This window comes from Actinoplanes sp. L3-i22, assembly GCF_019704555.1.
GTDB lineage: Bacteria > Actinomycetota > Actinomycetes > Mycobacteriales > Micromonosporaceae > Actinoplanes.
Window position 1 is genome coordinate 1,476,338 of the sequence record NZ_AP024745.1, and the last position, 25,161, is coordinate 1,501,498.

21 protein-coding genes, 2 tRNA genes and 1 pseudogene are annotated in these 25,161 nt (G+C 68.1%); 15 read left to right on the forward strand and 9 right to left on the reverse strand.

Annotated elements, in window-relative coordinates; translation table 11 throughout:
* Positions 1 to 40 precede the first annotated feature (40 nt).
* From dnaG to L3i22_RS06910, 5 genes are read left to right on the forward strand one after another with little or no spacing between them, the layout of a single operon-like run.
* Positions 41 to 1,903, forward strand: coding sequence for a DNA primase (gene dnaG, locus L3i22_RS06890; protein WP_221326146.1), 1,863 nt, complete (start codon positions 41 to 43; stop codon positions 1,901 to 1,903).
* Positions 1,900 to 2,421 carry a hypothetical protein gene (locus L3i22_RS06895; RefSeq protein WP_221326147.1) on the forward strand — a complete coding sequence of 174 codons (522 nt, stop codon included), beginning with the start codon at positions 1,900 to 1,902 and terminating at the stop codon, positions 2,419 to 2,421. The genes dnaG and L3i22_RS06895 overlap by 4 nt, the downstream gene beginning before the upstream one ends.
* 10 nt (positions 2,422 to 2,431) lie before the next feature.
* Positions 2,432 to 3,355 (forward strand): ABC transporter ATP-binding protein, encoded by a 924-nt coding sequence (locus tag L3i22_RS06900; RefSeq protein WP_221326148.1) that lies wholly within the window; start codon positions 2,432 to 2,434, stop codon positions 3,353 to 3,355.
* A 1-nt stretch (position 3,356) separates the two neighbouring features.
* Entirely contained in the window at positions 3,357 to 4,115 is a 759-nt protein-coding gene (locus L3i22_RS06905) for an ABC transporter permease (protein WP_221326149.1), read from the forward strand.
* A gap of 19 nt (positions 4,116 to 4,134) precedes the next feature.
* Entirely contained in the window at positions 4,135 to 4,944 is an 810-nt protein-coding gene (locus tag L3i22_RS06910; protein WP_221326150.1) for an ABC transporter permease, read from the forward strand.
* A 45-nt stretch (positions 4,945 to 4,989) separates the two neighbouring features.
* Here the strand turns inward: L3i22_RS06910 and L3i22_RS06915 are convergent, their stop codons facing one another.
* Positions 4,990 to 6,177 carry a YihY/virulence factor BrkB family protein gene (locus tag L3i22_RS06915; protein ID WP_255658009.1) on the reverse strand — a complete coding sequence of 396 codons (1,188 nt, stop codon included), beginning with the start codon at positions 6,175 to 6,177 and terminating at the stop codon, positions 4,990 to 4,992.
* 744 nt (positions 6,178 to 6,921) lie between these two features.
* On the opposite strand from L3i22_RS06915, the gene L3i22_RS06920 reads away from it, so the two are divergent.
* Positions 6,922 to 7,935 carry a hypothetical protein gene (locus L3i22_RS06920; RefSeq protein ID WP_221326151.1) on the forward strand — a complete coding sequence of 338 codons (1,014 nt, stop codon included), beginning with the start codon at positions 6,922 to 6,924 and terminating at the stop codon, positions 7,933 to 7,935.
* Positions 7,936 to 7,988: 53 nt separating this feature from the next.
* Here L3i22_RS06920 and L3i22_RS06925 read toward each other — a convergent pair whose 3' ends face one another.
* Positions 7,989 to 8,309, reverse strand: a complete 321-nt coding sequence (locus L3i22_RS06925; RefSeq protein ID WP_221326152.1) for a hypothetical protein — start codon at positions 8,307 to 8,309, stop codon at positions 7,989 to 7,991.
* A gap of 207 nt (positions 8,310 to 8,516) precedes the next feature.
* Here L3i22_RS06925 and L3i22_RS06930 point away from each other — a divergent pair.
* The 4 genes from L3i22_RS06930 (at position 8,517) to L3i22_RS06945 (ending at position 10,507) form a co-directional block, all read left to right on the forward strand.
* Positions 8,517 to 8,589 (forward strand) — tRNA-Asn (locus L3i22_RS06930).
* A 331-nt stretch (positions 8,590 to 8,920) separates the two neighbouring features.
* Positions 8,921 to 10,183, forward strand: coding sequence for an NAD(P)/FAD-dependent oxidoreductase (locus L3i22_RS06935; protein ID WP_221326153.1), 1,263 nt, complete (start codon positions 8,921 to 8,923; stop codon positions 10,181 to 10,183).
* Positions 10,184 to 10,209: 26 nt separating this feature from the next.
* Positions 10,210 to 10,383: a hypothetical protein gene (locus tag L3i22_RS06940; RefSeq protein WP_221326154.1), complete on the forward strand. Its 174-nt coding sequence runs from the start codon at positions 10,210 to 10,212 to the stop codon at positions 10,381 to 10,383.
* A gap of 47 nt (positions 10,384 to 10,430) precedes the next feature.
* Positions 10,431 to 10,507: transfer RNA gene (locus L3i22_RS06945), tRNA-Ile, on the forward strand.
* Between the two features lie 3 nt (positions 10,508 to 10,510).
* On the opposite strand, the gene L3i22_RS06950 is transcribed toward L3i22_RS06945, so the two are convergent.
* From L3i22_RS06950 to L3i22_RS06960, 3 genes and pseudogenes are all read right to left on the reverse strand, one after another.
* A complete protein-coding gene (locus L3i22_RS06950; RefSeq protein WP_221326155.1) occupies positions 10,511 to 11,641 on the reverse strand; it encodes a site-specific integrase in 1,131 nt (376 codons plus the stop codon).
* Position 11,642: 1 nt separating this feature from the next.
* The gene (locus L3i22_RS06955; protein ID WP_221326156.1) at positions 11,643 to 11,843 is read right to left on the reverse strand and encodes an AlpA family transcriptional regulator; all 201 of its coding nucleotides are present in this window, start codon (positions 11,841 to 11,843) and stop codon (positions 11,643 to 11,645) included.
* A pseudogene (locus L3i22_RS06960) lies at positions 11,840 to 13,072 on the reverse strand (replication initiator); the annotation flags it as partial. The gene L3i22_RS06955 and the pseudogene L3i22_RS06960, both read right to left, overlap by 4 nt.
* 233 nt (positions 13,073 to 13,305) lie before the next feature.
* On the opposite strand from L3i22_RS06960, the gene L3i22_RS06965 reads away from it, so the two are divergent.
* From L3i22_RS06965 to L3i22_RS06980, 4 genes are all read left to right on the forward strand, one after another.
* The gene (locus L3i22_RS06965) at positions 13,306 to 15,666 is read left to right on the forward strand and encodes a DEAD/DEAH box helicase (RefSeq protein WP_255658010.1); all 2,361 of its coding nucleotides are present in this window, start codon (positions 13,306 to 13,308) and stop codon (positions 15,664 to 15,666) included.
* 38 nt (positions 15,667 to 15,704) lie between these two features.
* A complete protein-coding gene (locus L3i22_RS06970; RefSeq protein ID WP_221326157.1) occupies positions 15,705 to 16,175 on the forward strand; it encodes a helix-turn-helix domain-containing protein in 471 nt (156 codons plus the stop codon).
* 9 nt (positions 16,176 to 16,184) lie between these two features.
* On the forward strand, positions 16,185 to 16,751 hold the full coding sequence (locus L3i22_RS06975) for a PIN domain-containing protein (protein WP_255658011.1): 567 nt from the start codon (positions 16,185 to 16,187) through the stop codon (positions 16,749 to 16,751).
* Positions 16,752 to 17,170: 419 nt separating this feature from the next.
* A protein-coding gene (locus tag L3i22_RS06980) for an IS3 family transposase (protein WP_370644528.1) occupies positions 17,171 to 18,360 on the forward strand; the annotation gives its coding sequence in 2 pieces (ribosomal slippage) (positions 17,171 to 17,465 and positions 17,465 to 18,360; 1,191 coding nt in all).
* A 54-nt stretch (positions 18,361 to 18,414) separates the two neighbouring features.
* Here L3i22_RS06980 and L3i22_RS06985 read toward each other — a convergent pair.
* Positions 18,415 to 18,675, reverse strand: a complete 261-nt coding sequence (locus L3i22_RS06985) for a Txe/YoeB family addiction module toxin (protein WP_221326158.1) — start codon at positions 18,673 to 18,675, stop codon at positions 18,415 to 18,417.
* Positions 18,672 to 18,929 (reverse strand): type II toxin-antitoxin system Phd/YefM family antitoxin, encoded by a 258-nt coding sequence (locus L3i22_RS06990; protein WP_221326159.1) that lies wholly within the window; start codon positions 18,927 to 18,929, stop codon positions 18,672 to 18,674. Before L3i22_RS06990 ends, L3i22_RS06985 begins: the two co-directional genes overlap by 4 nt.
* 1,186 nt (positions 18,930 to 20,115) lie before the next feature.
* Here L3i22_RS06990 and L3i22_RS06995 point away from each other — a divergent pair.
* On the forward strand, positions 20,116 to 20,619 hold the full coding sequence (locus L3i22_RS06995; protein ID WP_221326160.1) for a DUF1707 domain-containing protein: 504 nt from the start codon (positions 20,116 to 20,118) through the stop codon (positions 20,617 to 20,619).
* 352 nt (positions 20,620 to 20,971) lie between these two features.
* Here the strand turns inward: L3i22_RS06995 and L3i22_RS07000 are convergent, their stop codons facing one another.
* Together L3i22_RS07000 and L3i22_RS07005 are read right to left on the reverse strand one after the other, a co-directional pair.
* Positions 20,972 to 24,319: an AAA domain-containing protein gene (locus tag L3i22_RS07000; protein WP_221326161.1), complete on the reverse strand. Its 3,348-nt coding sequence runs from the start codon at positions 24,317 to 24,319 to the stop codon at positions 20,972 to 20,974.
* Between the two features lie 511 nt (positions 24,320 to 24,830).
* A complete protein-coding gene (locus tag L3i22_RS07005) occupies positions 24,831 to 25,151 on the reverse strand; it encodes a hypothetical protein (RefSeq protein WP_221326162.1) in 321 nt (106 codons plus the stop codon).
* Between the last annotated feature and the right edge of the window lie 10 nt (positions 25,152 to 25,161).

Genomic DNA, 25,161 nt, shown 5'->3' on the forward strand with positions numbered 1-25,161 from the left:
CCCGGACCCTGCTGGCGGTTCCGGGTACGGGCGAGGCAGGATGTATGCCGTGGCGGGCAGGGTCAAGGACGAGGACATCGCACTGGTCCGTGACCGGACCTCGATCGCCGACGTGATCAGCGAGACGGTGACGCTGCGCTCGGCCGGCGGCGGCAACCTGAAGGGGCTCTGCCCCTTCCACGACGAGAAAACCCCGTCCTTCAACGTTTCCCCTGCCAGAGGCGTGTATTTTTGCCACGGGTGCGGGCAGGGTGGGGACGCGATCAAGTTCCTGATGGACGCGGAGCACCTGTCGTTCATCGAGTCGGTGGAGCGGCTCGCCGGCAAGGCCGGCCTCCAGCTGAGGTATGACACCGACGGGGCCAAGCCGTCCGGTCCGCGCCCGCAGGCCGGCCAGCGCCAGCGGCTGATCGCCGCGCACGCCTCGGCCGTCGAGTTCTACCGCGACCAGCTCGGTTCCCCGGGCGCGCGCAAGGCCCGCGAGTTCCTCGCCGAGCGCGGCTTCGGCCGGGACGCCGCGGAGAAGTACGGGTGCGGCTTCGCCCCCGACTCGTGGGACGCGCTCAGCAAGCACCTGCGGCTGCAGGGTTTCACCGCGGACGAGTTGATCACCGCGGGCCTGTCCAAGACGGCCCGGTCCGGTTCGCTGATCGACCGGTTCCGGCGCCGGCTGCTGTGGCCGATCCGGGACCTGAGCGGCGACGTGATCGGCTTCGGCGCGCGGAAGCTGTTCGACGACGACGACGGCCCGAAGTACCTGAACACCCCCGAGTCGCCGCTGTACAAGAAGTCGCACGTGCTCTACGGCATCGACCACGCCAAGCGGGAGATCGCCAAGCGCGGCCGGGCGGTGATCGTCGAGGGCTACACCGACGTGATGGCCTGTCACGAGGCCGGCGAGCCGACCGCGGTGGCGACCTGCGGCACCGCGTTCGGCATCGACCACATCGGGGTGCTGCGCCGGCTGCTGATGGACAGTGACAGCTTCACCGGCGAGATCATCTACACCTTCGACGGGGACGCGGCCGGGCAGAAGGCCGCGCTGCGCGCCTTCGAGGAGGACCAGCGCTTCGTCGGCCGGACGTTCATCGCGGTCAGCCCGGACAACATGGACCCGTGCGACCTGCGGCTGGCCCGCGGTGATCTCGCGGTGCGCGACATGATCGCCGGGCGTGAGCCGCTGGTCGACTTCGCGCTGCGGCACACCATCTCCCGCTTCGACCTGGACACGGTCGAGGGCCGGGTCGAGGCGATGCGCAAGGCCGCCCCCCTGGTCGCCAAGATCAAAGACCGGGAGAAGAGGCCTGAGTACGCCCGGAAGCTCGCCGGCGATCTCGGCATGGACCTGGAACCGGTGCAGCGTGCGGTGCACAACGCGGCCCGGGGCGAGGACGCCGAGCAGCGGGCGCCGCGCCGGCACGTGCCGGCTGACTCGCCGCAGCGGCTGGTCGAGCGCGAGGCCCTGAAACTGGCCCTGCAGGAGCCGGTGCTGGCCGGCCCGATGTTCGACGCCCTCGGCGCGGAGAACTATGCCGACCCGGTGCTGGCCGCCCTGCGGGAGGCGATCGCCGAGGCCGGTGGCGCGTGCTCGGCGACCGGTGGCGCCGTCTGGATCGAGAAGGTCCGCGGCTCCTGCGCCGATCTGGCCGCGCAGGGCCTGGTCAGCGAGCTGGCGGTCGAGCCGCTCCGGGTGGGCGGCGCGGTCGACCCGCGGTATGTCCAGGTCACCCTGGCGCGGCTGCAGGGTGCGGCGGTGACCACCCGGATCCACGACCTGAAGTCCAAGGTGCAGCGGCTCAACCCGGTCACCCACAAGGATCAGTATCTGGCGCTCGCCGGGGAGCTCTTCTCGCTGGAACAGCAGGCCCGGGCCCTGCGCGATCAGGCGGCAGGTGGCATGTGAAGCTCTTCCGGCGTAAGCCCCCGCTGCCGGCCGGGTCCCGGCCGCCGCTCGACGCCGAGGAGCGGGTGCTCGCCTGGTGCCCGTGCGAGCAGGGCGTCCTCGTCGCGACGAACCGGGGGCTCTGGCTGCCGTCGGCCGGTGACCGGCTCGGCTGGCACGAGATCCACAAGGTCGCCTGGTCCGGGCGGGAGCTGCGGATCACGCCGGCCGAGGTGGCCGAGGAACGGGACGGCTATACCGTGCTGGTGGACGGGCCGGTGGCGACGTTCCTGCTGCTGGCGCCGGGTGAGCTGCCCGATCAGGTGCGGACCAGGGTGACCCGCTCGGTGGCGTACACGACGCATCACGAGCTGGATCGCGGCTCGGTGCGGGTGGTCGGCCGCCGGGTCAGCGGGCAGGACGGGTTGAGCTGGGCGGTCCGCTACGACTCCGGCGCGTGGACGGACTGGCCGGCGATGGTCGAGGCGACCGACGATCTGGTCAGCGAGGCGCAGAAAACTGTCGCACCCCCTCCGTAAGGTTCGGTGGGTGACTGCCCTTATCCATGCTCGCGGATTGATCAAAAGGTTCGGCGACTTCACCGCTGTCGACGGCATCGACGTCGACGTGCAGGCCGGTGAGGCGTTCGGCTTCCTGGGGCCGAACGGCGCCGGGAAGAGCTCCACCATGCGGATGATCGGCTGCGTCTCGCCACCGACCGCCGGGGTGCTCCAGATCCTCGGGCAGGATCCGCGGCGTGACGGTCCGGCCATCCGGGCCCGGCTCGGCGTCTGCCCGCAGCTCGACAATCTGGACGTCGAGCTGACCGTCCGGGAGAACCTGACGACCTATGCCCGGTTCTTCGGCATCTCCCGGGCCACCGCCCGTCGCCGGGCCGACGAGCTGCTCGAGTTCGTGCAGCTGAGCGAGCGGGCCGGCAGCAAGGTGGAGCCGCTCTCCGGCGGCATGAAGCGGCGGCTGACGATCGCCCGGGCGCTGGTCAACGAGCCGGACATCGTGCTGCTCGACGAGCCCACCACCGGCCTCGACCCGCAGGCCCGGCACCTGGTCTGGGAGCGGCTGTTCCGGCTCAAGCAGCAGGGCGTGACGCTCGTGCTGACCACCCATTACATGGACGAGGCCGAGCAGCTCTGCGACCGCCTGGTGGTGATGGACGGCGGCCGGATCGTGGCGGAGGGCTCGCCGCGCGCCCTGATCGAGCAGCACTCCACCCGTGAGGTGGTCGAGCTGCGCTTCGCCACCGATGATCAGGGGGCCTACGCCGGCAAGCTGGCCGGCATCGCCGACCGGGTCGAGGTCCTGCCGGACCGGGTGCTGCTCTACGTCGCCGACGGGGACGACGCGCTGGCCGAGGTGCACCGGCGGTCGCTGACCCCGGCCTCGGCGCTGGTCCGCCGGGCCGGCCTGGAGGACGTCTTCCTGCACCTCACCGGCCGGACGCTGGTGGACTGAGATGACCTCCTCGGCGTACGTGTTGGAGTACCACCTGGTCAACTATCGGCGGACGTGGCGGTCGAGCGCGCTGTCGACGATGGTGCTGCCGCTGCTGACCATGCTCGGCTTCGGCCTGGGCGTGGGCGGCTACGTGAAGACCGGCATCGACGGCGTGGCCTACCTGGACTGGATCGTGCCCGGCCTGATCGCCTCCACCGCGGCGCAGACCGCGCTCGGCGAGGCCACCTGGCCGGTGCTGAGCAGCTTCGAGTGGATGAAGGTCTACTTCGCGCAGGCCGCCGCGCCGCTGCGGGTCGGCGACATCCTCGGCGGGCACCTGGCCTTCATGATGTTCCGGGTGCTGGTCAGCACGACCGCGTTCCTGCTGGTGGCGGCCGCGTTCGGCACGCTGCACTCGGTCTGGACGCTGGCCGTGCTGCCGCTGGCGGTGCTGGTCGGCCTGGCCGTCGCGGCGCCCGTGGTGGCGTACACGGCGAGCGTCAGCAGCGACAGCTACCTGGCGATCCTGTTCCGGTTCGCGGTGCTGCCGATGTCGCTGTTCTCCGGGGTGTTCTTCCCGATCGAGTCGCTGCCCGAGCCGCTGCGCTGGGTGGCCTGGGCGCTGCCGCTGTGGCACGGCGTCGACCTGACCCGGGCCGCCACGCTCGGCCGCGATTTCGGCGTCGCCGGGCTGTGGCACGTGCTCTACCTGCTGGTCTGGTGTGTGGCGGGCTGGTTCCTGGCGCGCTGGCGGTTCCAGCGCCGGCTGGTGTTCTGATGAGCGTGGGGGTGGGGTCGTGCTGACGCTGGTGATGCCGAGACTGGTGGCGTTCGAGGGCAGCGGTGGCCGGTCGCTGCGGGTCACCGAGCGCAACGTCAACGCGCTGAAGTCGGCGTACTGGGTGGTGATGGCCGGCGGCCTGCTGGAGCCGGTGTTCTACCTGTTCTCCATCGGGGTCGGGGTGGGCGCGCTGATCGGCGACATCGAGATCGGCGGCGGGCGGACGGTGAGCTACACCGCGTTCGTCGCCCCGGCGATGCTGGCCGCCTCGGCGATGAGTGGCGCGCTCTCCGAGACCACCTTCAACTTCTTCGGCAAGATGAAATTCATGCGGCTGTACGACGGGATGCTGGCCACCCCGATCCGGCCGTTCGAGATCGCCCTCGGGGAGCTGATCTGGGCGATGGCCCGGGGCAGCATCTACTCGGTGGCGTTCCTGGTGATCATGGTGACGATGGATCTGACGACGCCGCTCCGGGCGCTGGCCACGCTCCCGGCGGCGGTCCTGGTCGGCTTCGCGTTCGGGGCGCTCGGGATGACCGTGGCCACGCTGATCCGCAGCTGGCAGGACTTCGACCTGATCGGGGCCGGCCAGTTCGCGCTGTTCCTGTTCTCCGGGACGTTCGTGCCCGCCGAGGCCTATCCGGTGGTGCTGCGCTGGCTGGTCGAGCTGTCCCCGCTGTACCGGTCGGTGGATCTGATCCGGGGGATCAGTCTCGGCTCGGTCGGGTGGGCGCAGGTCGTCGACGTGGTGTACCTGCTGGCGCTGCTGGGGGTGGGGCTGACCGTCTCGGGGAAGCGGATGGGCACGCTGCTCTGCAAGTGACGGCGCGAGGGCCGTGGCCCCGGCGACGGGACCACGGCCGCCGGGTCAGCCCTGACTCAGGCCGTGTTCGGAGCCCTTCTTGAGCTTGCGGGTGTCGCGCAGCTCCAGGAACGGCTCCTCGTCGGCCGGGTGGCCGGCGGCGATGGCGCGGCCCCGTTCCAGCTCCGCGTCCAGCTCGGCGCCGAGCATGATCGCCATGTTGGAGATCCAGAGCCAGACCAGGAACGCGATGACCCCACCGAGCGTCCCGTACGTCTTGTTGTAGTTGGCGAAGTTGGCCAGGTAGATCGCGAAGCCACCGGAGGCGATCACCCACAGCACCACCGCGAAGATGCCACCCGGGCTGATCCAGCGGAAGCCGCCGGTCTTGGCGTTCGGCGAGGCCCAGTAGAGGATCGCGAACATCAGGCTGACCAGCACCAGCAGCACCGGCCACTTGGCGATGTTCCAGGTCGTCACGGCGACGTCGCCGAGCCCGATCCGTTCGCCGACCACCCGCGCCAGGTCACCGGTGAAGACCACGATGCCGGCCGAGGCGATCAGCATCAGGCCCACGATCGCGGTGACCCCGACCCGGATCGGCAGCGTCTTCCAGATCGGCCGGCCCTCCGGCACGTCGTAGATCGCGTTCGACGCCCGCATGAACGCGGCGATGTAGCCGGACGCCGACCAGAACGCGACGAGCAGACCCACGATCGCCGCCAGCCCCGCCCCGCCGGTGCCCTGCACCTGGTCGAGCACCGTGTTCACCAGGTCGCGCAGCTGCGAGTTCGGGGTGATCTGGGTGACCGCGTCGGTGACGGTCCGCTGCCCGGTCTCGCCGAGCATGCCCAGCAGCGAGACGATCACCAGCGCGCCCGGGAAGATCGACAGGACGCCGTAGTAGGTGAGCGCGGCCGCCCAGTCCGAGATGTTGTCCTCGGAGAACTGCTTGAAGGTCCGCTTGACCGCGGCGAAGACGCCCGTGAACCGCAGCTGCGACGGCCGGTCCGGGCCGTCGTCCGGGCCCCGTCCGGAGAGCTCGCGGGGGTCGCGGGCGGAGCGGCCGACGTCGGTCGTGCTCGCGGCGGCCAGGTCGAAGTCCTTGCCGCCCCGGTCCTTGGCGTCGGCGGCGTCATCTCTGGGGGAGGCGGGCGTGCCGCCATCCCCGGGGGAGCGGGGTGCGTCGCCATCCTCGGGGGAGCGGGGTGTGTCGCCGGATTGCGCGGCCGGTGAGCCGGAAACCGATGCCATCCCGGTCGCCGGAGTCTGCTTGTCGTCGGATTCGTGACGCCCATCCGGGCTGTGGCGGAGTCTCATTAACAGGCTTCCCTTCGGGCGAATCGACGGGCCGCCCACGCGCCGGCCCTCCCCGTCACGACGTGCGAATACGACCTGACGTGGTGATGCCCGGTGCGATGCGCCACTAACCCTCCGGCCGGTCACCGTCCGGGTGGCCGTCGCCGGGACGCGCGGGCCGGGAGACGCCAGGGGCTGCGCATATGTGGTTGACGGGTCGCCCGGGACGGCCGGGACGGGTGAGTTGTCCGAGGTCCCGAAGAGGGTTGGGCGGGCGCAAGGCGGGCATTTGCCCCGTGCGGGGGCACGCGGCGTACGCACGAGCAGTCGAACGTTGCATGTCCATTTGTTCAGATGGCGCACGCAAAGGGGCGTCCGAAAACGCTCTCCCGAGAGTTGTTCAGCATTGCTACCCGCTGGTCACCCGGGTCGCAGAGATCGTCGATCACCTATCCGGGTGACGGGTTTTGATCATGAATGCGCCGGTCACGGTGTCGCACGGCAAGTGTGCCGATGATCCGCTCCGCGCCGCACGCTCGTATCCGAGGGCAGACATTCCAGGTTGGAGGCGGTCATGGCATCCCGGCGGCTGGGTACTGGTGGATCTGAAGCCGTGCCGAGGATGGTCCATACTGGATTCGTTAGCACGCGCCAATGCACGTGCACCTGCACGGGTGGTCTCGTCCGGGGAGGACATTGATGCGGCTGCGACATCCTTCCGGCCGGATCGTGCACCTCACCTGCGGCGTGAGCCTAACCGACGCGACCACTCCGGCTGACGCGTTCACCATCCTCGACACCGCCGCCGCCGATCTGCGGGCCGGGCTCGGCCAGAGCTCCGACCAGGGGCGGGATTCCGGATATCCGGACACCCTCGCGATCGCCCTGCGACTGTCCCACCCGCTTGCCGCCACCCTCATGGACGACGGGCGCGCCCGCACCCGGCTGCGTGCCGAACTCGATGCCCGCAGCCTCGAGGTCGTCACGCTGAGCGGCGCGCCCGACGCCGAGGGCGGCGGCTCACCCCCCGCCCCCGCCCCCGCCGATGAAACGCCCGCCGCACCCTCCGGTGAAACGCCCGGCGACATGCCCGACGGCGACATGCCCGACGGAGTCCTGCCGGACTGGAGCGAGCCGGCCCGCCTCCAGCACACCCTCGACCTCGCCCGGATCCTGGTCGACCTGCTCCCCGAGGACGAGGTCCGCGGCGCGGTCGGCACCTGCGGCCTGGGCCGCCGGGCGAGCTGGGACGAGGCGCACGAGCTGGCCGGCGGGCGGCACCTCCGCCGGCTCTCCGGCGGGCTCGCCGACCTGGCGTGGCGGGTCGGCCGCGCGGTCCGGGTCGGGTTCGAACCCCAGCCGGGGTACGTGCTGGACAGCCCCGAGGAGACGGTCGCCGCCCTGGCCCGGGTCGACAAGGACCGGCTCGGCGTCTGCCTGGACCTGTCCCGGGTGGTCCGCGACTGGGCCGTCCCGGAGGACGGCATCGACCGCCTCACCGACGCCGGCCTCTCGGTCATCACGGCGCGGATCACCGACCCGGCGGTCGCCTGGCAGCCGGTCCTGCGGCACCTGCTCGCGGCGGACACCGCCCGCACCGAGTACATCGAGGTGGACGGGGCCGGATCCCGGGCAGCTGACCTGACGTACGTCATCGGGCAGTTGACCGCCCTCGGCCTGATCCCGGAGAACGAACCCTGCACCGCGCCGTGAGGCAAGCGAAAAGGCCGCCCCGGTCGGGGCGGCCTTTTTCGGTACGGGGTGGGTCAGAGCGTGCCGCCCGGACCCTTCGTGCCGGTGCCGGAGAGGGAATCCGACGGCGCGATCAGGTCATCCGTGGAGGTGGTGCCGGTCGTCGTGGTGGTGCTGAGCTTCTCACCGAGCTTGGACGACTGGAGCTTGTCCTTGCCCTCGGTGTACAGCTTGTTCGCCTGAGCCTGGGCAACGCCGGCGGCCTCCTGGACCGTCGGGTTCTGCCAGAACTTCTCGGCTTGCGACCGAATCTCCTCGTACTTCTCGCGGCCGGCCCGGCTGCCCAGGACGAAGCCCGCCGCGAGACCGCCGAGGAACAAGAGCTTTCCGCGCATGATGGCGGCTCCTTCCGTGTCGTGACGCACTTGCGTCTGCGGCCGTGCATACCCATCCTGCCGCGCGGATACTCGTCGCACCCAGGTTTCACTCCTGTTGTCCCGAGTCACACCCGTCGGCGCGGCACGGGGATACCCCTTCGCGCAAAGCCCGTGCGGTCGTGTAATCTTCTCTCCGTTGCCAGGGAAACCCGGCGGCAAGCACGATCCCCTGTAGCTCAATTGGCAGAGCAGCCGGCTGTTAACCGGCAGGTTATTGGTTCGAGTCCAATCGGGGGAGCTTCAGGGAAGGGCCTCGGGTCCTGCGGAAACGCAGACCGGGGCCCTTCTCCTTTTCTACTCGGGGCCCGTGCGTCGGAAATCCCCCGCCACGGATGATTCGCGGACCACGGATCAAAACCAGCTTTCCGTACGTCGGTTCGCGCGCCGTTCGCGACCGCGTTCCGCTGCGAGGGGCCCCGGTGCCGGGTCCCCGAGGCTCCCGGATCGGGGGGCGGGGCACACGTCGTACCAAATTGGTGGGGTTTTTGTGGCCCTTGCTCTTTCGCCTCCTTGGCCCGAAGTGCGCGGTTACGCTGAGGCCTGCGTTGTTCGCTCTCAGTGAGGTGGTTATGTCGCAGCGGGTCGAGGTGGACGTCGTCATCGTCGGCGGCGGGCTCGCCGGGCTGTCGGCCGCCCGCCGACTCGACCGCGCCGGCGTGGAGTGGCTGCTCGTCGAGGGCTCCGACCGGGTCGGCGGCCGGGTCGCCACCGACGTGATCGACGGCTGGCACCTGGACCGTGGATTCCAGGTGCTGAACACCGCCTACCCGCGGCTGCCCGCCCTGGTCGACGTCGACGCGCTCGACATGCGATACCTCACCGCCGGCGTGCTGGTCCGCCGCGGCAGCGGCCTGCACCGGCTGGAGAACCCGCTCCGCGAACCGCTCACCACCCCGCAGACCCTGCTGTCCGGCGTCGGCACCCTCGCCGACCGGCTCAAGTTCGCCGCGCTGGCCACCCGCTGCGCCACCACCCCGGTCGACCGGCTCCTGGACACGCCGGAGATCACCACGCAGGAGATGCTCCGCAAGGCCGGGCTGTCCCACCGGATCATCGAGGAGGTGCTGCGACCGTTCTTCTCCGGCGTGTTCGCCGACCGGTCCCTCGAGACCTCCAGCCACGTCACCGCGATGGTGCTGCGCTCCTTCACCCGCGGCCGGATCGGCGTGCCGGCCGCCGGCATGGCCGCGCTGCCCGCCGCGATCGCCGGCCCGCTGCCGTTCCCGCAACTGCTGATCGGCGCCCGCACCCTGAGCATCGGCCCCGGCCTGGTCGTCACCGAGGGCGGCGAGATCCACTGCCGCGCGGTGATCGTCGCCACCGACCCGGTGCACGCTTCCGAACTGCTCCCGCAGCTGCCCCGGCCGGACATGCACGGGCTGACCACGTTCTACTTCGGCGCCGACCGCGCCCCGATCGACGAGCCGATCCTGCTGCTCGACGGCGACCGGCGGGAGATCATCGCCAACACCGTGGTGATCAGCAACGCCGCACCGGAGTACGCGCCCAGCGGCCGCAGCCTGATCGCGGCCACCGTGGTCGGCGTCTCCGCCCCGTCCAGCGCCTCCGAAGCGGTCATCCGGGTCGAACTGGCCCGCATGTACGGCACCCCGACCGACGAGTGGGAGCTCATCGAGGTGCTCAGCGTGCCCAACGCGCTGCCCGCCGCCCGGGTCCCGCAATGGCAGCTCCGCAAACCGGTCGCCCTCGGCGACGGCCTGTTCGTCGCCGGTGATCATCGCGACAGTCCGTCCCTCCAGGGCGCGATGGCCGGCGGCTGGCGCACAGCCGGCCAGGTCCTGGCGTCCCTAGGCGCCCGAGTCGGCGTCTGACTTCCGCTGACATCCTTGGAGGCGCCATGAGCGACCTGAACCCGGAGAATTTCGCCGAATTCACCACCTCGGACGGCCCGGAATCCCCCAGCGTCGGCGAACCCGACGGCCCGCCGATCGTCGACCTGCAGCCGCCGGACATGGTCTCCGACCCGCGATACCAAATCGTTTTGTTGCCACAGACGCTGGTGGAACGATAGATCGCTAGCTGCCGGAGCGGGGCGCGGGATAGTATCGCCGCCGGTACGGGGCGGTAGCTCAGTGGGTTAGAGCAGGGGACTCATAATCCCTCGGTCGCGGGTTCGAGTCCCGCCCGCCCCACCATACTCACCTCGCCTTACGCCTCGGCGGGACGGCGTCGAAGGCGGGGGCGGCGTGATCAGTCCGCAAATAGTCCGCACTTGAGCGGGTTGCGGCCTGGTCCAAACGCTCTGCGACCTGGTCCAAGTCGTCCTCGAAGAGGTCCGCATAGACGTCGAGCGTCATGGCGGCCGAGGCGTGGCCGAGCATCCGTTGGACGGCCTTGACGTTGGCGCCCTCCGCTACGGCCAGGCTGGCCGCGGTGTGACGTAGCTCATGCGGGGTGAGCCCCTTGAGCCCCACCTCAGCTGCCGCGCGGTCGAAGGCGCGCCGCCGGAAGTTGTTGTTGCGTAACACTTCGCCCTCCGGCGACGGGAAGACCAGGTCGTCGCGGTCGCGGCCGGCGATCTGACTTTTCAGCGGGTCGGCCAGGAAGCGGGGGAACGGCACCGAGCGGCGGTGGTGGGTCTTGGGTGTGCCGAAGACAGCCTTGCCGTTGATCTCGGTCATCGACTCGGCGACCAGCAGGCGCCGGCGGGTCAGATCCACCCGCTTGACCCGGAGCGCGGCCAGTTCGCCCCAACGCAGGCCGGTGTAGGCCAAGACCGCCACGGCAATGCCGTACGGGCCGGCGGCCTCCGCGAGGTCGGCGACCTGGACGTGGGTGAGGAACGTCTTCTCCGCGCGGCCGACCCGCGGGAGCTTGACCCCGGTCGCCACGTTGCGGGGGAGCCGGCCGTCCCGGACCGCCAAGGCCAGCAGCAGGGAGAAGACGCGGTGTGACTGCCGAACGGTGGAAGCGGAATAGCCGGATTCGGACAGCCGGCGGATCCACTCGCCCACGTCGGCGTGCGTGACTGCCGAGAGCTGGACCCGCTCCCAGACCGGGAGGATCTGGTTTTTGAGCAGGATCCCGTACCGGAAGCGGGTCGACGGCTTGAGCTGCACCTGGTTGCCGAGCCAAACCGCGGCCCAGTCGCCGACGGTGACCTTTGCCAGGGCCGGGTCCGCCCACTCGCCGCGGGCGATGCTCGTCTTCACCGAGGCGAGCCAGCGTTCGGCGTCAGCTTTGCGGTCGAAGTGGCGGGAGTGTTCCCGGCCCGAGGCGTCGCGGTAGCGGGCGCGCCACATGCCGTTGGGTCGCTTTGCAACGCTCATTTCAGGCCGCCTCTTCTAGCCAGGACTGCACGTCAACGGGGTCGTATCGGAGGTGGCGGCCGACCTTGCGGGCGCGGGGTCCCTGGCCGCGGTGGTGCCATTGGTAGAGGGTTCCGACCGGGATGCCGAGGAAGCCGGAGACGTCGCCGACCGACCACAGTCGAGGGGCGAGGGGAAGTTGCCGAACGGTTCCGCGCTTCACCGGTGGGCCTCCTCTTTGGCGCTGTCGATTGCTTGTCTGGCGGCGTTGAGCTGTGTTCGGCGTTGGATGCGCTGGGAGATCGCGCGCAGGAGTCGATGTTCGAGCGGTGGTAGGTCCGGATCGTCGAACCGGGCCATCTCCCAGGCGACCGCCGGCTTTTCCTCGGGCTCTTCTTCTGAGACGCCGAGGACCGCTTTGACCCAGGCGTGGGCGTCGGCGCGGTGGTCGGCGAGGGTCTTGCCGGACCAGTCGCGGGAGACCAGCACCCGCCGGCCACCGATACCCAAGGTCGTCTTCTGGTGGACCTTGCCCTTGCAGTGGCCCGGCCGGAGCCGACCGTGGGCCTTCTTCGGCTGGACGCCGTAGAGCAGCCAGTTCGAGCAGCGCTCGGAGCACGGCGTCACCCGAAGTTCGTGCCAGAGCCGGTCGAGGTGAGCGCGCTGCGGGTCGCTGGTGGCCTGGTGGCAGTCGGCCGCGGACTTGGTCACGTACTTGGTGATGTAGCCGATCGTGCGCTCGACATCTCCCGAGCCGGTATCGACGCCCTTGGCCTTGACCTGGGCGCCGAAGCGGACCAAATGCGCCGGCTCGGCGTCCGGATTCTCGTCGACCGCGTCCAGGGCCTCGCCCCAGGTCGCCAGCAGGCGGCCCGTGTCCGGATCTGCCCATGCTTCTGCTTTGGCGTCCCAGACCGGCGGCCGGTTGATCGGGTACCGGAGTTGGTCGGCGGGCGGCCACCAGACCTGGTGGTAGGTGGCCTTGGCGACCAGCTCCAACATCGCCCGCGGGATGGTGCCGCGGATGGCGAAGTGCGCGTGCGGCGCGAGACGTCGTTGCGGCTCGACGCAGCCCGCGTACTGGACGTTCCAGCCCACGGCGCGGCGCAGGTTCTGCCAGTACCGGTCGAGCAGTCGCGGGAAGTGCCCGGCGTCCCAGGCCGCCCGGCGGTAGTCGTAGCGAGACGGGTCGACCGGCGTGCCGAGCTGCGGGTCATCGGCAGTGTGATGACGGCGGCAAGAACAGAGCCGGCCCTGGTGGATCGAGTGCACCGGTCCGTAGCTGTCCAGGGTCAAGGTGAGCCACATCGAGGGCCGGTGCTCGACCCCATCCGGGCCGACGTAGGTCCGGCCGACCGTGCGCGCGTCGACCTTCTGCCGAGGCAGATCGGGCACGTCCTGACGCCGCTTCGTGGACCGGACCCGGCGGGGCTGGTCGTCGTCTTCCTGATCGGCGAGTCCGCAGCGACGAAACGTCCGAAGGACTACGACGCGGCGGTGACCCTGCTGTTGGATCTTCAGGCGCTGGCGGTCCGGGAGGGTGAGATCTTCGAGTTCGCGGAGCAGATGACCCGGTTGCGGGAGCGTCATGCGCGTAAGCCGAGCCTGATCGACCGTTTCGACCGGGCTCGGCTTGACTGATTCGGCTGTCGGGTTGGCGGCGGTCGCTGTGTGAAGATTGGCCGGTGGTGTCCGTTGACGCGGTGACAGAGGACGAGGTCGCTCGGCTGCGTCGTGAGCTGGAGCGGCTTCGGGCGGAGAACCATCGGCTGTCGCGTCTGCTGGATCTTCGCGGCCAGGACACGGCTCCGGCTGCGGAGCAACTCGCCGCGACGACCACGCCAGGTCCGGTCACGATGGCATCGCCGGTGCGCGAGAAGCTCGCGTTCTACGCCAACCTGTTCCAGGCGCGCCGGGATGCTTATGCGAAGCGATGGGAGAACAACCGGCTCGGTACGGCGGGGTGGTCTCCCGCAGTGGCGGGTGGCTGGCGTAAGGGGATGGACCGGCGCACGGCGGCCTATCTGCCGCTCACTGCGGAGGTGGTTGCCGCTCATCTGGTCGGTGACGTGTTCATGGGCCTGTATCCGCTGCTCACCGACAACACCTGCCAATTCCTGGCCGCGGATTTCGACGGCAGCACCGCGATGCTCGATGCGCTGGCCTACTGCAAAGCTGCCCGAGCCAGCGGTGCCCCGGCGGCCTTGGAGATCTCCCAGTCGGGACGCGGGGCGCATGCCTGGATCTTCTTCACCCACCCGATTCCAGCTGCCACGGCCCGGGCAATCGGGACGGTCCTCCTACACGAGGCCATGGTGCTGCGCGGCTCGATGGACCTGCGCTCGTACGACCGGCTGTTCCCGAACCAGGATGTCCTGCCTGACGGAGGTCTTGGAAACCTGATCGCGGCCCCGCTGCAGGGCCAGCGCCGCAAAGACGGATTGACGCTCTTCCTCGACCTGGCGACCCTGGAGCCACACGAGGACCAGTGGGCCTTCCTATCGGTGCTCGACAGGCTGAGCCCCGGCGACGCGGAGAAGATTGCCCGCCGAGCGAAACAGGCCGCCGTCGGCGCCGGTGTAGCGAAGATGAGTAGGTCGGATGCCACCAAGGTCCACCCGCCGCTGCCGATGACGGTGCAAGCAGAACTCGCTGCCGGCCTGAGAGTCGACGTCGCGCAACTGCCGCCGGCCGCGCTGTCCACGTTCAAGCACGCGGCCTCACTGGCCAATCCGAAGTTCTACGAGTTGCAGCGGCTTCGCAAGTCGACCTGGGACACGCCACGATTTCTTCGTGGGTACGACATTACGCTGGACGGTCGCTTGGTTCTACCGCGCGGGTTGCGGCACGCAGTCGGACGAATCGTCGAGGACGCCGGATCCCGATTGGTGATCACGGATACGCGGGATGCCGGTACGGAGATCGAGGTCGCTTTCACCGCTGAACTGACCGCCAGGCAAAGCGCCGGGGTGAGTGCGATGCTCGCCCACGACGACGGCATCCTGGTGGCCCCACCAGGCTCCGGCAAGACCGTCATGGCCTGCGCGATGATCGCCGAACGCGCCGCCTCGACCCTGATTCTCGTCGATCGCAAAGCATTGGCCGAGCAATGGCGATCACGCATCGAGCAGTTCCTCGCCGTACGGCCGGGGCAGATCGGCGGTGGCCGACGCAAGCTCACCGGTGTCGTGGATGTCGCGATGCTGCCCTCGCTGGCTCGGCGTGCCGATGTCGCGGACCTCACCGCCGGGTACGGGCACGTGATCGTCGACGAGTGTCACCACCTTGCCGCTGCTGCGTACGACCATGCGGTCAAACGGATCGGTGCGCAGTTCTGGCTCGGGCTCACCGCGACACCGTCCCGTCGTGACGGCCTGGGCGAACTCGTGACGTGGCAGCTCGGCCCTGTTCGGCACACCGTGATAGACGAGGACCCGGATACGCTTGCCGCCGTCTGGCAGGAAGAGGCCGGTCCGCGCCGCCTGTTGTTCCTGCACGAGACCCGGTTCCGGGCTGATGAGGAGGACCTGTCGTCACCGGGCGCACTGGCGGCTGTGCAGCGCTCCCTGATCGGGGATGAAACACGAAACGCCCAGATCATCGACGACGTCGTGGCCGCCCTCGCCAAGGGGCGCAACTGTCTCGTGCTGACCCGCCGCGTCGCCCATGTTGAGACCCTGGCTTCGCTACTCGCGGATCGCGGACATCGTGCACTCCTGCTGCAGGGCGGAATGACCGCTGCGGATCGGCGTGCGGCAGTCGACCGGCTCGCCGAGGCGAAGGCCGGCGACGGGATCCTGGTCATCGGCACCACGCCGTTCATCGGCGAAGGTTTCGACGCACCCGTACTCGACACCCTGTTCCTGGCCGGGCCGGTCTCTTTCGACGGCCTCCTGATCCAGTGCGCAGGCCGGGTCATCCGAGCGGCGCCCGGGAAAGACGTCGCGGAGGTGCACGACTACCACGACCCGGCGACGCCGATCCTTGCCGTTTCGCTGCAGCGCCGTATGCCCGGCTATCGGGCGCTGGGCTTCGCCAAGCCGTAGCGGCTTTCGGATTTTTCGAATAGCGGTATGCTGACTCCATGTCGAGCACCCTGCGTGAACGAACCGTCCTGCCGCCGGAAAACCCCGCCGACCTGGTGCGCTTCGCGCGGGGTCTGGCCGAGGCGCAGGCCCCCGCGCGAGCGAAGCTGGTGGGCCCGGACGGTTCGCAGCTCGAGATTCCCGCCGAACTTTACGAACTGCTGCGCGACGTCGTCGGTGCCCTGTCCCAGGGCATGGCCATCTCGATCGCCCCGCACAACACGATGCTGACCACCCAAGAGGCCGCTGACCTACTCAACATCTCACGACCCACGCTGGTCCGCCTGCTCACCGACGGCGAGATCCCGCACAGCCTGCGCGGCCGGCATCGACGAGTCCTGCTGCGTGACATCCTCGACTACTCCGAACGCACCCGCACCGAACGCCGCCGAACCCTGGACCAGATGGCCGCCGACGCCGAGGACGACGACCTGTACGAGATCACCCTCGACTCCTCGCCGTCGAGATGACGGCCGGTCATGGTGGCGTTCCCCGCGTTCCTGGACACCTGCGTGCTCTACCCGGCCTACCTCTGCGACACGCTGCTTCGCCTCGCCGAAGCCTCCGCGTACCGGCCGCTCTGGTCGGCCGACGTCTTCGCCGAACTGCGGCGCAACCTTATCGAGCGTGGGCTACCACCGGACCGGGTCGATCGGCGGCTCGGCCAGATGCGCCGGTCATTCCCCGACGCCCTGGTCACCGGCTACGAATCACTTGTCGACGGCATGACGAACCATCCCAAAGACCGGCACATTCTGGCTGCCGCCGTACGCGCCAACGCCGAAGTCATCGTCACCTTCAACCTCAGCGACTTCGCCGCACCGGCCCTCAAGCCGTACGACATCGCGGCCATCCACCCCGACGACTTCCTGCTCGACCAACTCGATCTCTACCCCGGATTGACCATGGACGTGCTCCGTCGCCAAGCCGCGTCCTACCAACGAACACCGAACACCGTGCCGGAGATTCTCGTCCTTCTGCAGCGCACCGGCGTGCCCAGATTCGCTGCTGAAGCGCGACGCCATCTTGATCCCCTGACCTGGTAGCGCAGCCGTCCGAGGCGGCTGAAGGCGGGTGCAAATCAGGCTAATGGGCTAGCCGGATGCCCCTTGAGCTGGCCAAACGTCCCGGCAGTGGATCGCCGGTAACGCTGATCGGGCGGTTCGCATGGTGTAACGTCCGGCCCACGTTGATCTTGCATACGAACCATCGGCCCGGATGTCGGGCCGATGGTTCGTACGGTTGGGCGCTGTCTAGCGCTGGCGAACGGTCGGCGGCGATCGTGCTGGGTCGGGGAGCGGTGCGTTGATGCTGGCGGGGAAGTCGATGTCCCGCGAGGCCCGGGATCTTGGCCGGGGCGGTGGCCATGAGAGCGCGTCACTTCGACCTGGGGCCTTACCCCTTGATCTTGGACACTTGAACCTTGGATCGTGAGGTCCGGGTAGATCAGGAGTCCTGGAGCACGATGGCGAACAAGCACTATCCCGCACAGTTCAAGGCCGACGCGGTGGCGTTGTACCGGTCTCGGCCGGGCAGCACGATCGCGGTGATCGCCGCCGATCTCGGGGTCAACCGGGAGACGCTGCGCAGCTGGCTCCGCGCCGATGACCAGCGTCGTGGCGGCGGGTCCGAGCGGTCCGCGGCAGCGGCGGTGAAGCCGGAGCCGGGTTCGGTGGAGGCGGAGAACGCCGAGCTGCGCCGGCGGGTCCGTGAACTGGGGGAGGAGCGGGACATTCCGCGGAAGGCGGCCCGGTATTTCGCCGGGGAGACGCGCTGGTGAACCGCTTCCAGTTCGTCGCCGACCACCAGCAGCGCTACGGCGTGAAGCGGTTGTGTCAGATCCTGGGCGTGGCCCGGTCGAGTTACTACTACTGGACATCGACCGCTGGGGCCCGGGCGGCCCGGCAGGCTGCCGACACCGTCCTGGCCCGGCTGATCCGTAAGGTCCATGCGGTCGACAACACCTACGGGGCGCCGCGGATCACCGCCGAGCTGCGCGAGCGCGGCACGTTGGTCAACCACAAGCGTGTCGAGCGGGTGATGCGCGGTATCGGTGTGCAGGGGCTGCGGCTGCGCCGCCGGACTAGGACCACGATCAGCGATCCGGCCGCCGTCAAGGCCCCGGACCTGATCGGCCGCGACTTCACCGCCCCCGCGGTCAACCAGCGCTACGTCGGTGACATCACCTATCTGCCGGTCGGTGAGCGCGGGTTCCTCTCCCTGGCCACCGTCATCGACCTGCACTCCCGCCGCCTCGCCGGGTGGGCGATCGCCGATCACATGCGCACCGACCTGATCATCGACGCGCTCACCGCCGCCCAGCACACCCGCGGCAGCCTGGCCGGCGCGATCTTCCGCAGCGACCACGGAGCCCGATACGCATCGAAAGCCTTTGCCGCCGCCTGCACGGCGGCCGGGGTCCGGCAATCGATGAGCAAGGTCGGCAGCTCCGCCGGCAACGCCCTCGCCGAGTCGTTCAACGCGACCTTCAAACGCGAGACCCTGCAAGGCCGCCGCGCGTTCACCGACGAACGCGACGCCCGGCTCACCAGCTTCCGCTGGCTGCACCGCTACAACACCGTCCGCCGCCACTCACGGCTCGCACAAAGTCTCTACGGGTTCAGGGGATTGCCACCTGTCCCTGTCGGTGAATGACGCGTGCGCGCACGAAGCTGAGTTTCCGGGCGCCGTTTGTGGTGCACTGCCGGCTTACTCGTAGTGATATCGGCAGGAGATGATGGTGATCTCGTTGGGTTCGACGGCGTACACCATGCGGTGTTCGTCGTCGATGCGCCGGGACCGGAGTCCGGCGAGGTTGTTCCGGAGGATCTCCGGTTTCCCGATGCCGGGTCCGTCGGGATCCCGTTTGATGTCGGCGATCAGCGCGTTGATGCGCTTGAGGGTCTTGCGGTCCTGGGTCTGCCAGTACAGGTAGTCGTCCCAGCCGTGATCGGTCCAGCTGAGCTTCACTCCTCGGGGCCGAACTCGCGCTCGGTGGCTCGGCCGGCCCGCCACTGCTCGACGCTTTCGGCGAGGCGCTTCGCGTTCGCCGGGGAGCGAAGCAGGTAGTTGGTCTCCATGATCGAATCCCAGTCGTCCTTGCTCACCAGGACTGCGTTGCCCCGTTTGGACACGATCTCGATCGGGGTGTGGTCTTCGTTGACCCGTTCGATGAGCGGGAAGAGGGTCTTACGTGCCTCGCTGGCGCTGATCGCGGCAGTCACGATGCCTCCTAAAGTGGTACCTGAAACGGTACCACTTTCATGACTGGGATGGCTGCTAGGAAGCTGACCTACGTCATGATCGAGAAGTGAGCCGAGTCCAGGTGCGGCGTTCGACTATGTCTGCCGGCCGCGTGAACTGGTCAAATGCCCCGAAAATGGATTTCCAGGGACGGTGGTGACGTGGTTCGCATGGTGCAACGTCCGGCCCACCAGGTTTGGCGTTGCCGGTCGGCGTTGCTGTCGCGGTGATGGGCTCGCGCCTGGCTGATCGCGTTGGCGATGCGCCCTCTCTGAAGTGTTGTCGTCAGTGGGCAGAACACGTAGCGCGGTCACCAGGTCGGGGTCATTTTGGTGATGCGCGTGTGATGCTTCGTCGTCCGTGCGAACCCGCCGCCGAACTCCAACCCATTGAGGGCGTCCACCCACGAGTGCGCGGCGATCTCGCTCGACGTGCGGGTCGCGGTCGTAGCGGAGCCGGGACGGGCCGGGCACATCTTCGGGCGGTCGGGCTGGCAGCCCACCGCATAAGCCCGCGCTGGTTTCATGGTCTTGGGCGAGTGACCCATCGCCGGCTGGCCGAAGGGCTGATGGGGCTGCCTGGTATCGCGGTTAATGTTTGTTCGATGCAGAGACGGGCTCGGTGGTGCGAGGCGTGACGAGGTATCAACGTCGAGGCCATTGGCGCCGGAGTCCGGGTGGTGGCCGCCATTGGGTGAGCACTCACAGCGTGACCCGGTCGTCCGGCCGATCCCTCCGGACGCCTCGTCGAAGCTACTCGAGCAGGTCGTACGCGGCGCCGGCCTCGGCTCGGCGCGGCAGCACCGTGACGGGGTGGCTCAGCCCCAACGCGCGCTGCCCGGTCTGCGGCGCGTCGGTCTACTTTTACGCGAACCAGAACGGCAGCCGCGTCTTCTTCGATGATGTGGGCCCGCCCTGGCCCAAGCACCCGTGCACCGACAACGGGGCGACGATCGGTTCGGGCAGGGCGCCCAGCCGACACGATTTCAGTTCCACGCGGACGCCGAGCCGGTGGCACGACCAGGCGTGGAGGTCGTACGCGGTTAAGGAAATCAGGTCCGAGGGTGGCTACTCGCGGATCTCACTGTCGGCGCTGGCAGGGCCGGGTCTCGGGCCCTCGCGTACGGTCTCGGGACAGCCGCCGCTGCGGGCTGATGACCTGGTTTTCGTGAACGGCCGTCGGATTTCCTATTTCGATCCCGCCTCGGGCGAGCCCGTGGTGGTCGAGGACGCCGGACCCACCGCCCGGACCGCCCAAAAGCTGGTCACCGAGCGGGACAAACAGCACGTCACGGCTAGACTGTCCGATCGGGTTGCTGCCAACGAGATCACGGTCGACGAGGCGGCCGCGATGACGGCGGGCGTGTTGTCTGCCCGTACACGAGGGGACCTGGCCAGCGTACTTAAGATCGATGTGACCGATCTGAAGGTCGCGCCGCCGCGCCCTGGCGACCTGTTGCTGCTGGCAATCGGTTTTGTCCTCATGGTGGCGGCATTCAGTATTGCCGATGGCACGCCGTCCGTCCTCTCGATGACTCCCGGACTGGTCCTCGCGGGATCGGCGGTGTATCGACTCAACCCGGACATGGAACGTGGGGCGAGGGTCGTGTTAGGCGTGATTGCCGCCCTGGCCTTGCTCTGTCCCGTCAGTGTCGTAGGGGTGCTGATCTAGGCTCCCGTGAACTGGTCAAACGTCCTGTTAGTGGGTGGCCCGGTACGACGTTGACGTGGTTCGCATGGTGCAACGTCCGGCCCACGATATGATATTCGCGAGTAATGTCCATTTCGTGATGCTCGCGATACGTCGCTTGAGCTGGGAAAATGCTCCCGAGGGTGGCGTTGCACCCTCGGCGATAGCCGGGTTTGACGATCGATTAGATCGCGCATACTCGCTGGCCGCACGTCGCCGAGCGGACGGACATCTCTCGACCTTGATGGCGCCGAGGCCGTACTCCGCGAATCCGTACGGTTTGTGCACACGTAACGGCGAAGCCCGAGAACCGGTGCCCCGATCAGATTGGGTCTCAGCTGCGCTTGTTGGCTCGCTGAGACGAGGCTTTCTTGGGTGCTGACTTCGAGCTGAGGTCGATGTCCTGTGTCCATCGACCTCGCCCAGTAGGGGTCCATTTCGGGCAGGTGTCCGCGTAGCAGCGCCAGTACCAGATTCCGTTATGCCGTCGGCGAAGATCGACTTGAGGGCTGCCGCAGACACCGCAGGGTGGCTGGTGAGAGAAGATGGCAGCGTTTTCATGTTCGAGCAGTTTCCGCGCGAAATGTGAGCCACGCATTGCCACCATCACCTCGCGGGTCCACCGCTGTGACAGGACATTCAGGCTGCCGAGCAGCGTTGTCTGTTCGTCGATGACGGCAATCTTCTGGTGCATGACGTTGACCTCGACGACCGTGTGAAGTACGGCTCGCAGGTCGGCCAAGAACCCTTGGTGCTCAGGTTCGCGCTGCACCTTGTCGCCCGGATCCCGTACGAAAAGGGTGATACGGACGCCGCGATCGACGGCCGCGCGCAACAGCGGCAGAACAGACCGCACGCGGGTAGTGGTCCACGGTGCCCATAGCCAGATCGACTGTCGCGCTGATGCGATGTGATCGGCGAACACCTCGTAGAACGTCCGCTCGTCGTGAATATCCTCGACGCGGACGTGCTGTGCCAGCAGTTCGGCCAGCTCGCCCGTGAAGCTCCCGGCGAGGTACGCCAGATCGTCCTCCGGGGTAGTCGTCGGGGTAACCAGACAGTTGGCGCGGATGACCCGGGCCTGTTTCTGCCTGACGAGTTCGGCGAGGTGGCCGAAGGGCGTGTCCGCTGCAGCGGCCTCGATCCGCCTCAGGCTAGCGATCAGGTAGAGACGGTGCTGAGTACGGGTGATCGCGACGTTGAAGAGCCGGATACCGTCACGCAGGAAGGCGCTCTTGGTGCGGTTGGCCTCGGCCATCCAGCGACTGTCGTACTCGTCCTCGACCGTGTCGAAGACGACGATCGGGAACTCGCGTCCCTGAAAACGGTGCGCGGTACCGACTTCGGTCACCAGGGTTGTTCCGGTCTCGTGGTCACGAAGCGCTTCCAATGTCGCCTCGACCTGCCGGCCGTACGGGGTCACGATGCCCGTACGCTCTCCTCGACTCTGATGAAAGTCGGAAAGGACACGAGCGAGCAGCGCACCGGCTGGCCACCATCCTTTGAACCGCCCATCACTTCGTACACGGCCAATCTCACCGAGGTCATCGACGTCAACGACCAAGATTTCCGGATCGCTCTCGACGTGCGAACGGATTGACTCGCCGGGCTTCAGGCGGCCGTCGTAGGCGATCGCGTTGGCCAAGCCCATGATCTGCGGCCCGAAGCGGTGTTGGACGTTGAGCATGGTGCACCCTGGATGGCGCTCGGCGTCTTCCGCTGAGGAGATTCCGCAGTGCGCGAAGACATCCGGGATCAGCCACTTCTTCACGTCCGCCCGGTCAGCTTTGCCGACCTCTGCGTTGTCGATGATGGCGCCGAGCTGCATGAAATCGCCGAACATGACGGCCGCCTGGGTGGCGCGGGATACCGCGAGCAGTACCTCGGGAATATTCGCGGCGCCGACCTCGTCGACCAGCACGACATCGTACGGCCCGTCCATCAGCGGTTTGCTGGTGCGCAATCGGGCGAGGGTGGTGGCGACCAGGTGAGCTTCGCGGATGATCTCGCCTTCGGCGTCGCGGCTCAACCGGGCGTATTGCTCCTGCACCCTGGCATACTCGGCTTCCAGGCGGCTCCAATCACCTTCGGAAGCACTGAGCCGGGTACGCAAGACTCGCATCTTCGCGTCGAGGGTCACCAGGTCACGTTGTTCCGCCTCGGCGAGCAAGGTGCGTTGTGCTTCAGTCGGTGATGCGGCCTCGGCTGCAAGCAGACGCTGCTGTGCGGCATCCATACGAGACGTGGTCTCATCGGCGATCGTGGCCGTTTTCTCCAACTCTTGGCGCGCGCCCAGCAAGGAAGCCTGCGCCGCTCGAATGTCCGCCCGGCTGTAGCCGGCCGCAGTGGTCAACTGCTCGATCCGAACCCGAGCTCGGTGTTGTTGACGGTCGACGAGTTCCTTCGCTTCGCGTGCACTCAGATCGGCGTCATGCGCCCGCGTTCTGGCCTGTTCCTCATCGGATACCAGCTTCTTCAGCCGGCCGCGATCGCGAAACCGGGGAAAGCGCCGCCCGTCGCTGAGGTCGCGGATTTCGGCTTGGATCAGATTCGCGGCATGACTCGCCTGCAGGGCGCGTGCGGCCTGACCGTCGGCTGCCGCAACGAGCTCGGTGATCTCTTGATCGAGCCGGTCGATTTCGGTATAGGCCCGGCGAGCTGCGTCAAGATCACGCCAGTGGCCCTCCGCGGCGTCGCGAGTCGTCGTTGCGTTCGCCAGACGGGCATGGGCGACGTGCGAAGCTTCCTTTTCCGCGGCCAAGTTGGCTGCTAACTGAGGTACCGAGGCCACGGCAGCTGCGGCGCTCCTTGCTCGGTGGTAGGCGTCTGCGTCAAAGCCGGCAAGCTCGTTCTCCAGCCGGGCCAATTCAGTGCGCTCCTTGCGGATCAGCACCAGGCGTTGCTCGATCTTGGATCGTTCCTGGCTGACCGTCGCCAGCCGCTGCTCGACCAGGAACGGCAGACAGACATCGGGATGTTCGAGAACTTCCGGATGGTGAGGCGGGCCGACACGCAACAGATGGCCATGCTGATGTCGCTTGCTCCGTACCGCGCCGAGTAGAGCGTTGTCCACGGCGATGTTGGTCGAGGACACCAGCAAGACCCGTTTGCCGCCTCGGACCAGGGCATCTATCGCCTCGGTGAGCACGCGAGTCTTTCCCGTCCCGGGAGGACCCCACACGAGATGGACCCCGCGGCCCAGACATGCTGCGCGTGCGGCGTCCTGGGCCGGAGTGAACCCGCTGACGTGAGGCGGATGACTCGGCGCCGCGGTGAGTCGTCCCGCTGCGAGATCATGTGCCAGACCGGCTTCGCGCAGCCCGGCGATGCCCTCCTTCAGCTTCACGAGGAGCCGGGTGGGCGGCTGTTTGCTCTGCCAAAGCTGCGGCTCGGCGAGATCGATGAACTCGGGAACCCGAAACCGTACCGCTTCTCCCTCCTGCACGGCCTCCAGCACCGCATATGAGGGCCCGGTCTCCAAGCCGCCCGGTCCGGCCAGCCGAAGCGACTCGATTTGGTCGATACCGCTAAACCGCAATCCCCGTATATCGACCGAGAACCAGCCCGGCTCCAAGGGGTGAGCCCGGCCGATCCGCAGCGGTCTACCTACCCGGTTCGGTCCGCCTTCCGCGTTGATCCAGAAGTCAAGCGCACTACACACAAAGTCACGCCAGTCCGGCAAGAGTCGACCCCCATCGCCTCCAGGCCACCCGCCGAGACACTACCTGGAGTGAATGCTTGAGCACTAGCGTGTATCTATGAAGTGAGGCGACGGTTATGAGGTGGCGAACGATCCTCAGGAATCAGCGCAAAGTGGTAAATAAATTCCAGGTCTTAGCCGCTGGGATCCCGCCGCCCTCATCCGCTCGACCTCAGCGAGAGTCGATCCCCGGAAGCTCTCATCGGTGCGCTGTCACCATCATCGAGTCTCTCCTGAGGGAGTCCGGATGCGGCTTGAACTGGTCAAACGTCCCCGCAGTGGCGCGCCCGGGACGGCGGTGGTGTGGTTCGCATGGTGCAACGTCCGGCCCACCTGTACTCGCCTGGGGGCGACCCCCAGACCCCACGTTACGGTGGTCGCTCCGGGCGAGTCTGTCACGGTCCGCTCCCGGAGGGTCTCTGCTCCGGGAGCGACCCGGATGCGGATATCCCCGCCCCAGTTGCGCCTCGAGCGAATGGCCGGCGCCGTGCTGTTACGGCTGTGCGTCTTCGATGCGGGTGCAGCGTAGGTAAGCCAGCAGATCTCGCTGCTCGTGCTCAGGCAGCGCCCCGAATGCCTGGTACGCGACCTGCCTTGCGTGCGGTGTCCGGGCGGCAAGTAGGGCGGTGATTGCCGCCCAGGCCAGGGACATCGCATGGATCCGGTCCTCGCGGAGAGCCGGAAGATTGGTCAGTTCACCGAGAAGGCTTGCCGCTTCGTTGTCCGTCGCGGCCCTGTCGCCAAGTTCGAAGGTGGCCTTTCCCCGATATGGGCCGCCGGCTCGGATGAGTTCGGCCAACTCCATGTTGCTCATGTCGCGAACC